A 13,564-nucleotide genomic window follows, 5' to 3' on the forward strand; every position below is an offset into this window, starting at 1 on the left:
TTAAAATAAAAGCTTAAGTACTAAATATAGTGCTCGTTTACTAACTCAATAACGCTTTCTACCGTTGGTACTTTTGCTACACGTACATCATCAAAATGCTTTTTAGCTTCCTTTGCTGTAGTTTCACCAATACAAAAAGCAATAATTTCTTTATTGTTTTTTTGAGTAAAACTTTCAACTGTAGAAGGGCTATAAAACATAACAGCTTCTACCGAGTCGTTAACTTTTACACCATCGTACTTGGTTTGGTAAGCCTCAATTTCGTTAACTTTTATATTGTTTTCGCTTAAAATAGTTGGTAAAGCATCTAATCTAATGTCGCTGCAGAAATAAGTTGCTTCTGTACCTTCCATGTATTCTACCAAGTATTTCGCTAGTTTTTTAGCGTTGTTTTCGGTATGTGTTACTTTTCCAATTTTATTTTCAACTAAACGCTTGGTTCTGCGACCTACACAGTAAATGTTTTTAAACTGCAATTCAATCGCTGAATAATTTGTAGTAAGCGATTCTACTGCGTTTTTACTAGTAATTATTACGTTTTGTATTTCTTGCTTTAAAAATCTTGGGTGAATACGGTTTAAACTAATTTTAACCACATCGGTACTTTCAGATTTTACTTTTTCATGAAACAACAAGCGTTGATCTTCGGTTAAAGATTTTGTAGAATATACATTCGTTTTTCTATCGGCATCTTTTATGCTATCCATTAAGCGTTTTCCGCCACGTTCAATAACAAAATCGGCACAATATTGTGCAATATCATTGTGTTCGCCTAATTTTTTAACACGAGTAACATCAATACGTTTTGTACCGTCAGGACTTAGTAAAACACCTGTAAAGGTTATTTCTTCGTCTTTAATAAAGGCTAAAGCTCCAATAGGTGCTGTACATCCGCCTTCTAATTTGTTTAAAAATTCGCGCTCTATGGTTGTGCAAATTTCAGTTTCTTCGTGGTTTAATTCTGCGCAAATAGCTCGAGTTTCTTCATCGTCTTCTAGAGCTGTAATCATAATTGCACCTTGTGCTGGTGCAGGAATCATCCAGTCTAAATTAATAGCGTCTTCTGGTCTAATTCCAATACGTCCAATACCGGCAGCTGCAAAAATAGCACCGTTCCAATCGCTGTTTTCTAGTTTTTCTAAACGCGAATTTACATTGCCACGTAAATCTGTGATGGTATGGGTTGGGAAACGATTTAACCATTGGGCACGTCTACGTAAACTACCTGTCGCAATAACGGCGTCTTTAGAGCCTAAAAATTCTTCATTGTCTTTAAAAACCAAAGTATCTTTTACATTACCACGTTTTAAAACGGCTGCTTGTACAATACCTTTTGGTAAAAGGGTAGGCACATCTTTTAAGGAGTGTACAGCAATATCGATATCGTTATTTAGCATAGCGATATCTAATGTTCTTGTAAAAATCCCGGTAATACCTAACTCATAAAGAGGTTTGTCTAAAACTAAATCACCTGTAGATTTTACAGGGACTAATTGTGTTTTGTGACCTAAATGTTCGAGTTGACTTTGTACTATTTTGGCTTGCCATAGCGCTAATTCGCTATCACGAGTACCAATTTTTATAATTTTAGACATTTTTTGTAGAAGGTTCTAGTTGGAACACTTTTTTAATAAGTTCAAGACTTTCGTCTGTAGAAACGTCATCATCCTTTAGGTGATGCGCAAAATGATTTGTAATTTTCTGAATGATGTTGTTGCTGATAATTTCAGCTTGCGATTCGTTAAAATCAGATATTTTTTTACGTTGTGTATCTAATTCAGCAGTTGCAAAATCGTTCAGTTTATGTTTAAGAGCTTTAATAGTTGGTGCAAATTTTCTTGTTTCTAACCAACCATTAAATTCTTCTTTTACTTCTTCTATAATCGCTTCCGCAGAAGGGATATGTTGCTTTCTAGCTTCTAGAGTTCTATCGGTAATTTGAGATAAATGATCTAAATGTACCAATTTAACACCTTCTAGTTCTAATACGTTTTCGTCTACATTTTTAGGAATTGACAAGTCTAAAATTAAAAGCGGTTTGTTGCTTTGTATAATGTGTTTGTCAATAGTAGGGCGTTGTGCTCCTGTAGCCACAATTAAAATATCCGAGTCGGTTATTTCTTCTTGTAAATTAGAATAGTCTTTAACTAATAAATTGAATTTTCCGGCTATTTGTTCAGCCTTCGTTTTCGTTCTGTTTATTAAAGTAATGTGTTCGTTTTTGGTATGTTTAACTAGGTTTTCGCAAGTATTTCTACCAATTTTTCCTGTTCCAAAGAGTAGAATGTTTTTATTGGTAATATCTTCAACTTCATTAAAAATGTATTGTACAGAAGCAAAAGAAACCGAAGTGGCTCCCGATGAGATTTCAGTTTCATTTTTAATACGTTTACTTGCTTGTATTACGGCATTTATTAATCTTTCGGAAAAAGGATTAAGTAATCCGTGTTTTCTTGAAAGTTTAGCGCTAATTTTTAATTGACTAATAATTTCGAAATCACCAAGAATTTGGCTGTCCAAGCCAGATCCAACACGAAACATATGCGATATCGCTTCTTTGTTTTTGTATATGTAGGCCACCTCTTGAAATTCTTCAACAGTACCACGTGTATTATCGCAAAGTAATTTAATAAGTTGGAAAGGATGCTGTGCAAAACCGTAAATTTCAGTTCTGTTACAAGTGGAAGTTACCACCAAACTTTCAATATTATTTTCTTTGGCTTGATTTAAAAGTGCAAGTTTACCTTCTTCGCTTAGACTAAAATGTCCGCGAATATCCGCATCGGCCTTTTTGTAACTTAGGCCAATAGCGTAAAAGTAACTACTTTTCGAAACGTTATACTTTTGCATGCGTTAATTAAAAATGTGTGGCAAAAATATACGGATGCCGACTTAAAAAGTAACGCTCAAAGAACTTTTAGTGTCGTTTGTGGTTTTTTAACGTTGTTTTTGCTCGAAATGTGATAAATATCATATTTTTGTAGTGAAATAGGATGATTTGGAGTGATTAATTTAGAACCAATCTAAATAAGATGAATAAAAATAACGCTGAAGATACCGGTAAAAGTAACGCTCAAAGGTCGTTTTTGGAGACAGAAGTTGGCGAGGGGTTTGTGGTTTTAATGTATAAAAATGATGAAAGCGAAACGCAAAACATTGTAAAAGATATACATAGCGACTTTATACAATTTCACTTTTGTGTAAAAGGTTCTAGCCAGTTTGTTTTTAATGAAGGGCGCTACACTTTAAATATTCTTGAAGAGAACTCATTGCTTTTGTATAATCCACAACGCGATTTGCCAATCAACCTAAAAATTGAACCTAATTCTTGGATGGTTTCTATATTAATTTCAATCAAGAAGTTTCATGGTTTGTTTTCTCAAGAAGCGGGTTATATCACTTTTTTAAGTGATGATAATAAGGATAAAAAGTATTATAAAGATGGTGTTATTACGCCTTCTATGGCTATTGTTTTAAATCAACTGATAAACTATAATCTTAACCTGTCGATAAAAAACTTATATTTCAAAGGTAAAGCGTACGAGCTTTTAAGTCTTTATTTTAATAGGAATGAAGATGCCGATGTTGAACAATGCCCATTTTTAGTAGACGAAACTAATGTTATAAAAATTAGAAAAGCAAAAGATATTGTGATTTCTCGAATAGCAGAGCCACCAAGTTTGCAGGAACTTGCTGATGAAATTGGATTAAACATTAAAAAATTAAAAGAAGGTTTTAAGCAAATTTATGGTGATTCAGTTTTTAGCTTTTTATTCGACTATAAGATGGAAGTGGCAAGAAAACTACTTGAAGCTGGTAATGATAATGTAAATGAAGTTGGTTTAAAAGTAGGTTATAGCACATCGAGTCATTTTATAGCAGCTTTTAAAAAGAAATATGGCACCACGCCTAAAAAATATGTGATGTCTTTAACATCGTAAACAGTAGAAGTGATTATTTAAACAAGGTTTCTTCTGAAATAAATTATAAAAATGAAATATTTAACACCAGAAATTGCAGCTTTAGCGAAATTTGCAAACACGAAAACTTTAGCAAGGTCAAGTACATCGTGCGGAATTTTTCAAGATTGTGATTACACAGAGGAGCGACCTAAACTATACCACGAACAACTAAATACAAACAAATGAGAGTATTATTAATTACATTTTTAGCATTTTTTACAATCAGTACTTATGCTGCCGAAAAGGTGCTAGTTTTTTCAAAAACAGCGGGATTTAGACATAAATCTATCGAAACGGGTGTAAAAACTATTGAGGCGTTAGGCTTAGAAAATAATTTTACAGTAACGCACACAGAGGATGCTGCAGTGTTTTTAGATAAGAAATTAAAAAAGTACGATTTAATTATTTTCTTAAATACCACAGGCGATGTTTTGAATACTGAGGAGGAACACGCTTTTAAAAAGTATATTAATAAAGGAGGAAGCTTTTTAGGTATTCATGCGGCTACAGATACAGAGTTCGAGTGGGCTTGGTATGGTAAGTTGGTTGGTGCGTATTTTATAAGTCATCCAAAACAAACGGAAGCTACCATGCATGTAAAAGATAACAAGCATGAGGCTACAAAACATTTACCTAGTCCGTGGACGCATTATGATGAGTGGTATAATTTTAAAAATATTAACAAAGATTTACATGTGTTACTAGAATTAGATGAATCGAGTTATAAAGGTGGTGAAAATGGTGATTTTCATCCGATAGCTTGGTGCCAAGAATTCGATGGCGGTAAAATGTTTTATACCGGAATGGGGCATACTGTAGAATCTTACTCAAATCCAGAATTTAAGCAACATCTTTTAGGTGGAATCTTATATTGTTTAGATAAATAAAATAAATGAAAAAAGGTATATTACTTGTCAATCTTGGTTCTCCGGAGAGTCCAGAGCCAAAAGACGTTAAAAAGTATTTAGGTGAGTTTTTAATGGACGAGCGTGTTATCGATATTCCATATATAGCAAGAGCAGCCTTAGTTAAAGGTATCATATTAAAAACGCGACCAAAAGCATCAGCCGCAGCCTATAAAAAGATTTGGTGGGAAGAAGGCTCTCCGCTTATTGTGCTTTCGGAAAGGCTTCAGAATAAAATTCAAAAACAAGTAGAATATCCTGTTGCTTTGGCAATGCGTTATGGAAGCATGACGATTAAAAAAGGACTTCAGGAGCTTGTTGATAAAGGTGTAGAAGAGGTTTTGCTTTTTCCACTTTATCCACAATTTGCTATGGCAACTACCGAAACTATTACAGTTTTAGCAGAAGAGTTGCGACAAGAATTTTTTCCTAGTTTAAAAATAGAATCTGTGCCTGCGTTTTATAATAAAGCAGATTATATTGAAGTGCTTTCAAATTCTATTAAAAGGCATTTAGAGGGTAAGAAATACGATCATGTTTTATTCTCGTATCATGGTGTTCCTGAACGCCATATTAGAAAAAGTGATGTTACGCAGTCACATTGTAAAATCGATAAAAGCTGTTGTGTAACGCCTAGTAAAGCGCATGAGTATTGCTATAAGCATCAATGTTTAGAGGTTACAAGGTTGGTGGGTGAAAGACTTCAATTTAAAAAAGGGGCTTTTTCCACATCCTTTCAGTCTCGTTTAGGTTTCGATCCATGGTTACAACCGTATACGGATAGAACTATTGAACGTTTAGGTAAGAATGGTGTAGAAAATATGGCGATTATTACTCCTGCATTTGTTAGTGATTGTTTAGAAACTCTCGAAGAAATAGCAATGGAAGGTCAAGAGATTTTTCATGAAATGGGTGGTAAAGATTTTACAACTGTACCGTGTTTAAATGATGATGATGAGTTTGTGGCGTTACTTTCTAAATGGATAAATACTTGGGCTGAGTCTAAAATCACTGCTTAATAATGGCAAAAGTATCCTCCGATGGTTTTGGTGAGCAATCGATAAGTAAGTTATTGGTTAAGCAAGCTGTTCCTGCGTCTATTGGTCTGTTGGTGATGTCGCTAAATATTTTGGTCGACACTGTATTTGTAGGTCAATGGATTGGGTCTATCGCTATTGCTGCCATAAATATAGTATTGCCTGTGTCGTTTTTTATAGCGGCTCTAGGTATGAGTATTGGTATTGGAGGTGCTTCTATAATATCGCGTGCGCTTGGCGCTTCAAATTACGAAAAGGCTTTAAAAACTTTTGGGAATCAAATAACACTTACGTTGTTAATTGTGGTTTCTATGGTTGTTTTAGGGTTGCTCTTTGTAGACGATATTATTTTATCCTTTGGAGGAAAAGGAGCTATTTTTGAGCCGGCAAAAATCTATTATAAAATTGTACTTTATGGTGTGCCGTTTTTGGCATTTTCCATGTTAGGTAACAATGTAATGCGGGCAGAAGGAAAGCCTAAATTTGCTATGTATGCCATGATGTTGCCTTCTGTAGGTAATCTGGTTTTAGATTATATCTTTATTAATGTAATGGGGTATGGCATGGAAGGTGCTGCATGGGCAACTAGTGTTTCTTATCTGTTTTCTTTCGTTTTTATTGTTTGGTTTTTTAGTTCTAAAAATTCAGAATTAAAAATTAGTGTAGCGCATTTTGGTTTAAATCGTTATGTTGTAAAGGAAATAGGTTCTTTGGGGTTTGTTACTCTTGCTCGCCAAGCTGTAGTAAGTGTAACCTATTTATTTATGAATAATATTTTATTCGATTTAGGAGGTGAAACATCGGTTACTGCTTATGCTATTGTTGGTCGTATGCTTATGTTTGCATTATTTCCTGTTTTTGGTATTACTCAAGGTTTCTTGCCTGTTGCAGGTTTTAATTATGGTGCTAAAAATTACGAACGGGTAAGAGAAAGTATAAATATTGCTATTAAATATGCCGCTATTTTGGCAACACTTATTTTTATCTTACTCATGGTTTTTCCGGAGACAATAACAAGAATATTTACTACAGATCCCGATGTTATTGCACAAACCCCAAATGCTATGCGTTGGGTTTTTGCGGCGACGCCAATTATAGCTTTACAGCTTATTGGTGCTGCTTATTTTCAGGCTATTGGTAAAGCTACGCCAGCATTATTACTTACATTGTCTAGGCAGGGTTTCTTTTTTATTCCGCTTATATTAATTTTGCCGAAATTTTATGGAGAATTAGGGGTTTGGATGTCGTTTCCAATTTCCGATGTGTTATCAACACTGGTTACTGCATATTTTTTAAATAGGGAAATACGAAGAGATTTAATATTGAAAACTACAAAATAACTCACTTATGGAATATTATAATTATATAAAATCGTTTCATCTTATTTTTGTTGTTACTTGGTTTGCTGGTTTGTTTTACATTCCGCGATTGTTTGTGTATCAAATAGAAGCACATTATAAGCCATCGCCAGATAAAGAGATTTTAGGTAAGCAATTGCAAATAATGGCAAAGCGCTTATGGTATATTATAACTTGGCCATCGGCTATTTTGTGTACTATTTTTGCTGTTTGGTTAATGATTTTACAACCGTTTTGGTTGCAGCAACCCTGGATGCATGTTAAGCTTACTTTTGTGGTATTACTTTTTGTTTATCATTTAAAAACACATCAATACTTTAAGCAGTTGCAAAATGGTATAGTGAATAAAACATCTAGTTTTATGCGTATTTGGAACGAAGGTGCTACGTTTATACTTTTTGCTGTTGTGTTTTTAGTTATTCTGAAGAGTGCAATTAATTGGGTTTGGGGTGTAGTAGGAATTGTTGTTTTAGGTGTTTTAATTATGCTTGGCTTTAAAGTTTATAAAAATATAAGAAGTAAAAATCCTGATGCCTAATTAAAAAAAAATAATCTGCCTTAAGTTTTATTAAAGCAGACTGTTTGTGTTTTTAAATTTTAAAAGTAATTACTGGGCGTTTTGCGTGGTTCACTAAATCTTCACTAATACTGCCATTAAAAAAGTGTGAAATACCTTGTCGGCCATGAGTGCTCATGCCTATTAGGTTTGCTGAAATAGATTCGGAAAAATTCATAATTCCACTTTCAATACTAATGTCGTTATAAATGTTTTTGCTGAGTTCCGGAAAATCGAAAGCATCTAAGAATGTTTGCATTCTGCCATTTGCTTCTCCTGAAGTCATAAAATTATTTGGAGTGTTCACTAAAAGTAAATGTACCTTAGCATTGAAAATTTTGGCAAACTGGAGTAGTTTTTCATAACTAGGTTTGCTTTCATCTTTAAAATCGGAAGCAAATACGAAGTTATCAACTTTAAATGCTTTGTGCTCATTTTTAATAACTAAAACTGGAGCTTCTGAAGTTCTTACAACCTTTTCAGTGTTACTTCCAATAAGCATTTCTTTTAATCCGCTTACTCCATTAGATCCCATGATGATTAAATCAATATCATGCTTTTTGCTTACATGAAAAATGCCTTTAAAAATTTCGTGAAAATCAACTGTTTCATGTATTGTTATATCTTTTAGGTAATCTTTCTTTTTTAAGGCTTCAAATTTATTGTGAGCTAACTTCATGAAAAACAAAGCTTCTGGGAAGTCGCTGTGCGAGTTTATAGCATCGTCTTGGTCTATAGGTAATTCAATAATATGCAATAAATAAATTTCACAATCATAAGTTCGGGCTAGTTGTGCGGCAACCTTTAGTGCGTTCTCAGCTTGGTCGGAAAAATCTGTGGGTACAAGAATTTTTTTCATAGAATTATGGGGTGTTTAGTTATTTGGTAAGGCATTATCTGCAGAGCAGATATAAAGCTTAAATGTACACTTATTTGTTTGTAACCTAAGCTGTGGCATAGCTAAATTTATGAAATATTCCTTTAAAAATCAATAAAATGTTATATATTTGCACCGTTGAAAGGCGAATTAAGAAAATGAGGGGACGGAAAGTCCCCTCTTTTTATACTAGAAAATGTTAAAAACTACCGTAAAAAACTTACTCGAAGAGGCATTGACAGAGCGACAAGATTTATTTCTTATCAGCTTAACGATTAGTGCAGAAAACCATATAAACATTGTTATCGATGGAGATAATGGTGTTTTAGTTGAAGACTGCATTTTTATTAGCAGATTTGTTGAGAGTGATTTAGATAGGGAAGAGCAAGATTATTCTATTGAAGTGATGTCGGCAGGAGCAACAGCTCCATTGACGCATCAACGCCAATATGTGAAAAATGTAAATAGAACGCTTAGTGTGCGTACAAGTGCAGAAGAAATTGAAGGTGTTTTAACAAACGCTACCGAAAACGATATTCAACTAGAATGGAAAGCTAGAGAACCTAAGCCAGTAGGTAAAGGAAAAGTGACGGTAAATAAGCAAGCGAATATAGCTTACCAAGATATTGTAGAAGCAAAAGTTGTGATAAAATTTTAAATCGAAACCAGTTATGGAAAATATTGCGTTAATTGATTCTTTTTCAGAATTCAAAGACGATAAGCTTATTGACAGAGTAACGTTAATGGCTATTTTAGAAGATGTTTTTAGAAGTGCTTTAAAACGAAAATTTGGAGATGATGATAATTTTGATATTATTGTAAACCCGGATAAAGGCGATTTAGAAATTTGGAGAAATAGAGTCGTTGTTGCTGATGGTGAGGTTGAGGAGGAAAATCAAGAGATTTCGTTATCGGAAGCTCGCAAGATTGAACCTGATTTTGAAGTTGGTGAAGATGTATCGGAAGAGGTAAAACTTATCGATTTAGGTCGCCGTGCTATTTTAGCATTACGCCAAAACTTGATTTCTAAAATTCATGAGCACGATAACACAATTGTCTTTAAGCATTTTAAAGATTTAATTGGTGAGATTTATACAGCAGAAGTTCACCATATTCGTCATAGAGCAGTAATTTTGCTTGATGATGAAGGGAATGAAATTGTACTTCCAAAAGATAAACAAATTCCATCGGATTTCTTTAGAAAAGGAGATAACGTTCGTGGTGTAATTGATAGTGTAGAGCTTAAAGGAGCAAAACCAACTATTATTATGTCGAGAAGTTCCCCTGTGTTTTTGGAGAAATTATTCGAACAAGAAATTCCAGAAGTTTTTGATGGTTTAATAACTATTAAAAAAGTAGTAAGAATTCCAGGTGAAAAAGCAAAAGTAGCTGTAGATTCTTATGATGATAGAATTGATCCAGTTGGAGCTTGTGTAGGTATGAAAGGATCTCGTATTCACGGTATTGTTCGTGAATTAGGAAACGAAAATATCGATGTAATAAACTATACTAGTAACTTACCATTATTTGTTACTAGAGCATTAAGCCCAGCTCGTGTAACTTCGGTTAAATTAAACGAAGAAACAAAACGTGCTGAGGTAATATTAAAACCAGAAGAAGTAAGTAAAGCTATTGGTAGAGGCGGTCATAACATCCGTTTAGCAGGGCAACTTACAGGCTTCGAGATTGATGTATTTAGAGAAGGAGCAGAGGAAGATGTAGAATTACGTGAGTTCTCTGATGAAATCGAATCATGGATTATCGAAGAATTTAGTAAAGCTGGATTAGACACCGCTAAAAGTATTTTAGAGCAAGAGGTGAAAGATTTAGTGAAAAGAACGGACTTAGAGGAAGAAACCATTAACGACGTTATTAGGATTTTAAGAGAAGAATTCGAAGAATAATATCGATTTCATAAAAATTATAAGAAATTATCGTTAGATGTTTCTTAATTTTATGATAGAATTGGTATAATATATATATTTGAGTATTTTAAAGGCAATTATGGCTGAAACAATTAGATTAAATAAAGTATTACGCGAGCTTAACATCTCTCTAGATCGTGCCGTAGAATTTTTAGATTCTAAAGGTGTCGAAATAGAGAAGCGTCCGACTACGAAAATATCAAAGGAAACCTACAAGTTTCTTTCTGATGAGTTTCAAACAGACGCTAGTAAAAAAGTGGCATCTTTAGAGGTTAGTGAAGCAAAACTAAAAGAGAAAGAAGTGTTACGTGAGCAACGCGAGCGTGAACTTGAAGAAAAGCAAAAAGCAGCTGCCAAAAGAGAGGAGATTATCAAAGCGACTAAAACACTTAGCGGACCTAAACAGGTTGGTAAAATTGATTTAGACGGTAAAAAAGAAACTCCAAAACCAACAATCGAGGAGAAACCAAAAGTGGTTGAGCCTAAAGTTGAAAAACAAGAGGTTGTTAAAGAAGTTACTAAAGAACAGGTAAAAGAAGTTGTTAAGGAAGAAGCAGTTGTTCCTAAAACAGAAAAGCCTATAGAAGTAGCTAAAAAGGAACCTGTTAAAGTTGAAGAAGCTAAGCCAAAAGTTGAAGAGAAGCCAGCGGCAAAGGTTATTGAAAAACCTAAAGCGGAAGCAAAACAAGTTGCTACAGAAAAAATAGAAAAACAAGAAAGCATTATAGTTGATGGTGAAATTGTGACTCCTGAAGAAAAGGTGAAAACACAATACCAAAAACTTACAGGACCAAAAATAGCAGGTGATAAAATTGATTTATCTCAATTTAACAAACCTAAAAAGAAACCTGTAGAAAAGAAACCAGCAGCAGGTGCAGCGGCAAACAAGAAAAAGCGTCGTCGTATTAGTAAAGCTGGAGCTCCCGGAGATAACAGGTCTGGAGGAAATAATAGACCAGGCGGAAACGATCGTTTTAAAGGAAAATCAGGAACAGGTGTAGGACGTCGTAATGTTGTTAAAGAAGAGCCTAGTGAAGAAGATGTAAAGAAACAAGTGCGTGAAACACTTGAGAAACTTCAAGGTAAATCTAGCAAAGGTCGTGGTGCTAAAAACAGAAGAGATAAAAGAGATAAGCATAGAGAACAAACTGAAATTGATCAGCAAATAGAGGCAGCTGAAAGCAAAATCATTAAAGTTACTGAGTTTGTTACGGCAAGCGAAATGGCAACAATGATGGATGTTGGTGTAACTCAAATTATTTCGGCTTGTATGTCGTTAGGAATGATGGTTACCATGAACCAACGTTTGGATGCTGAAACATTATCTATTGTAGCCGATGAATTTGGTTACCAAGTAGAGTTTGTTACTGCTGATATCGAAGAATCTATTGAAGAAGTAGAAGATAAACCAGAAGATTTAAAATTACGTGCGCCGATTGTTACGGTAATGGGTCACGTAGATCACGGTAAAACATCACTTCTAGATTACATTCGTCAAGAAAATGTAATTGCTGGAGAGTCTGGTGGTATTACACAACATATTGGTGCTTATGGCGTAGAATTAGAGAATGGTCAAAAAATTGCCTTCTTAGATACACCAGGTCACGAGGCCTTTACAGCCATGCGTGCTCGTGGGGCCCAAGTTACCGATATTGCTATTATTGTAGCAGCAGCAGATGATGATATTATGCCGCAGACAAAAGAGGCTATTTCGCATGCGCAAGCTGCCGGAGTACCAATTGTATTTGCAATTAATAAAATAGATAAGCCAGATGCTAATCCTGAAAGAATTAAGGAACGTTTAGCTCAAATGAATTTACTAGTAGAAGATTGGGGTGGTAAAATACAATCACATGATATTTCTGCAAAAGTAGGTACTGGTGTTAAAGAATTATTAGAAAAAGTATTGCTAGAAGCTGAATTGTTAGAGCTTAAAGCAAATCCTGAAAAGGCTGCAGTAGGTACTGTAGTAGAAGCATTTTTAGATAAAGGTAGAGGTTACGTATCAACTATTTTAGTACAGGCCGGAACACTTCGCGTTGGTGATTATGTTTTAGCAGGTAGAAATAGTGGTAAAGTAAAAGCAATGCATGATGAGCGTGGAAATGATGTTGCAGCCGCAGGGCCATCAACACCGGTTTCTATCTTAGGTCTAGATGGTGCACCACAAGCAGGTGATAAATTTAATGTATTTGAAGATGAGCGTGAAGCGAAGCAAATCGCTTCTAAACGCGCACAGTTACAACGTGAGCAATCTGTTAGAACACAGCGTCATATTACATTAGATGAAATTGGTCGTCGTATCGCACTTGGTGATTTCCAAGAATTAAATATTATCCTTAAAGGTGATGTGGATGGTTCTGTGGAAGCATTAACCGATTCGTTCCAGAAATTATCTACTGAAGAAATTCAAGTTAATATCCTTCATAAAGGTGTTGGAGCCATTACAGAAAGTGATGTATTGTTAGCTTCGGCTTCCGATGCTATTATTGTCGGCTTTAACGTTAGACCTGTTGGAAATGCAAGAATGATTGCAGATAAAGAAGAAATCGATATCCGTACATATTCTATTATCTACGATGCTATTAATGATCTTAAAGATGCAATGGAAGGTATGTTATCTCCAGAGTTGAAAGAAGAGATTTTAGGTACAGCAGAAATTAGAGAAATGTTCAAAGTATCTAAAATTGGTACTATTGCAGGTTGTATGGTAACTAATGGTAAAATAACACGTAATGCAGGTATCCGTTTAATACGTGATGGTGTAGTTGTTTACACTGGTGAGTTAACATCGTTAAAACGATTTAAAGATGATGCTAAAGAAGTTACTAAAGGTTACGACTGTGGTATGCAAATTAAAAACTACAACGATATTAAGGAAGGCGATGTAATAGAAGCGTTCCATGAAGTAGAGGTTAAGAAAAAATTGAAGTAATTCAATATT

The 13,564-nt window shown here is 34.5% G+C and carries 12 protein-coding genes; 9 read left to right on the forward strand and 3 right to left on the reverse strand.

Annotated elements, in window-relative coordinates; genetic code table 11:
* Window positions 1–20: 20 nt before the first annotated feature.
* Both hemC and hemA read right to left on the reverse strand, forming a co-directional pair.
* Entirely contained in the window at window positions 21–1,595 is a 1,575-nt protein-coding gene (gene hemC, locus DFQ06_RS16430; RefSeq protein ID WP_133968962.1) for a hydroxymethylbilane synthase, read from the reverse strand.
* A complete protein-coding gene (gene hemA / locus DFQ06_RS16435) occupies window positions 1,588–2,850 on the reverse strand; it encodes a glutamyl-tRNA reductase (RefSeq protein WP_042496906.1) in 1,263 nt (420 codons plus the stop codon). Before hemA ends, hemC begins: the two co-directional genes overlap by 8 nt.
* Window positions 2,851–3,032: 182 nt before the next feature.
* On the opposite strand from hemA, the gene DFQ06_RS16440 reads away from it, so the two are divergent.
* The 6 genes from DFQ06_RS16440 to DFQ06_RS16460 are packed head-to-tail and all read left to right on the forward strand — an operon-like array spanning window position 3,033 to window position 7,800.
* Window positions 3,033–3,941, forward strand: coding sequence for a helix-turn-helix transcriptional regulator (locus tag DFQ06_RS16440; protein ID WP_042504412.1), 909 nt, complete (start codon window positions 3,033–3,035; stop codon window positions 3,939–3,941).
* A 51-nt stretch (window positions 3,942–3,992) separates the two neighbouring features.
* Window positions 3,993–4,148, forward strand: coding sequence for a hypothetical protein (locus DFQ06_RS19465; RefSeq protein ID WP_162857687.1), 156 nt, complete (start codon window positions 3,993–3,995; stop codon window positions 4,146–4,148).
* The gene (locus DFQ06_RS16445; RefSeq protein ID WP_133968964.1) at window positions 4,145–4,849 is read left to right on the forward strand and encodes a ThuA domain-containing protein; all 705 of its coding nucleotides are present in this window, start codon (window positions 4,145–4,147) and stop codon (window positions 4,847–4,849) included. The genes DFQ06_RS19465 and DFQ06_RS16445 overlap by 4 nt, the downstream gene beginning before the upstream one ends.
* 5 nt (window positions 4,850–4,854) lie before the next feature.
* The gene (hemH, locus tag DFQ06_RS16450; RefSeq protein ID WP_133968966.1) at window positions 4,855–5,886 is read left to right on the forward strand and encodes a ferrochelatase; all 1,032 of its coding nucleotides are present in this window, start codon (window positions 4,855–4,857) and stop codon (window positions 5,884–5,886) included.
* Between the two features lie 2 nt (window positions 5,887–5,888).
* Window positions 5,889–7,244, forward strand: a complete 1,356-nt coding sequence (locus tag DFQ06_RS16455) for an MATE family efflux transporter (RefSeq protein ID WP_133968968.1) — start codon at window positions 5,889–5,891, stop codon at window positions 7,242–7,244.
* 7 nt (window positions 7,245–7,251) lie between these two features.
* Window positions 7,252–7,800, forward strand: a complete 549-nt coding sequence (locus DFQ06_RS16460; protein ID WP_074938743.1) for a CopD family protein — start codon at window positions 7,252–7,254, stop codon at window positions 7,798–7,800.
* A gap of 52 nt (window positions 7,801–7,852) precedes the next feature.
* Here the strand turns inward: DFQ06_RS16460 and DFQ06_RS16465 are convergent, their stop codons facing one another.
* Window positions 7,853–8,677: a universal stress protein gene (locus DFQ06_RS16465; RefSeq protein ID WP_042496912.1), complete on the reverse strand. Its 825-nt coding sequence runs from the start codon at window positions 8,675–8,677 to the stop codon at window positions 7,853–7,855.
* Between the two features lie 214 nt (window positions 8,678–8,891).
* On the opposite strand from DFQ06_RS16465, the gene rimP reads away from it, so the two are divergent.
* The 3 genes from rimP (at window position 8,892) to infB (ending at window position 13,555) form a co-directional block, all read left to right on the forward strand.
* Complete coding sequence (gene rimP, locus DFQ06_RS16470; RefSeq protein ID WP_042496915.1) at window positions 8,892–9,353, forward strand: ribosome assembly cofactor RimP; 462 nt, start codon at window positions 8,892–8,894, stop codon at window positions 9,351–9,353.
* 13 nt (window positions 9,354–9,366) lie between these two features.
* On the forward strand, window positions 9,367–10,599 hold the full coding sequence (gene nusA / locus DFQ06_RS16475) for a transcription termination factor NusA (RefSeq protein ID WP_042496918.1): 1,233 nt from the start codon (window positions 9,367–9,369) through the stop codon (window positions 10,597–10,599).
* Between the two features lie 100 nt (window positions 10,600–10,699).
* On the forward strand, window positions 10,700–13,555 hold the full coding sequence (infB, locus tag DFQ06_RS16480; RefSeq protein WP_133968970.1) for a translation initiation factor IF-2: 2,856 nt from the start codon (window positions 10,700–10,702) through the stop codon (window positions 13,553–13,555).
* The last annotated feature ends 9 nt before the right edge of the window (window positions 13,556–13,564 follow it).

This window comes from Algibacter lectus (genome assembly GCF_004368925.1).
Classification (GTDB): Bacteria; Bacteroidota; Bacteroidia; order Flavobacteriales; family Flavobacteriaceae; genus Algibacter; species Algibacter lectus.